1 protein-coding gene is annotated in these 560 nt (G+C 46.4%); it reads right to left on the reverse strand.

Annotated features, from left to right (window positions below; all coding sequences use genetic code 11):
• Nucleotides 1-149 precede the first annotated feature (149 nt).
• Complete coding sequence (locus J4D97_RS23220; protein ID WP_347879389.1) at nucleotides 150-548, reverse strand: ABC transporter permease; 399 nt, start codon at nucleotides 546-548, stop codon at nucleotides 150-152.
• Between the last annotated feature and the right edge of the window lie 12 nt (nucleotides 549-560).

A 560-nucleotide genomic window follows, 5' to 3' on the forward strand; every position in this document is an offset into this window, starting at 1 on the left:
GCTCAGATCTTGGCTAAGGGTACCTGTACCTACCTCGCCGAGGCGGTAGAGCTTTCCAAGGTTTTCAACTTTTATAGCAACGTCACTCATCGGTGTATTCTGAATTATTCGAGTATAGAGTTCTTAGGAAAAGGAGACAGTGAACTCTATTACACCGTGTCGGTAAAGCTCTTTTGTACCCGGTTGAAGATGATAATACCCGCTAGCAATACAACTACGGTTACTATTGCGCTGTAGGCCAACGCTGCCCAACTGAACGTACCCGAGCCGAGAAAGGCATAACGGAACGTTTCCACAATCGAACTCATGGGATTGGCCATGATGATCAGCTTGTATTTGGGATTCGTGATACTGGACAGCGGATAGATAACTGGCGTGGCATACATTAGCAACTGCACTCCGAATGCCAGCAGCATAGCCAAGTCGCGGTATTTAGTAGTCAGTGCACTAAAGATCATACCCAAGCCCAGGGACAGTAACCCCATGATTAGTACGAGTAGAGGCACAAGAACAATTAGGCTATTAGGGTGAATAGCATTACCCTGCACTAAGTAATAGAC

This window comes from Hymenobacter defluvii (genome assembly GCF_017589435.1).
Classification (GTDB): domain Bacteria; phylum Bacteroidota; class Bacteroidia; order Cytophagales; family Hymenobacteraceae; genus Hymenobacter; species Hymenobacter profundi.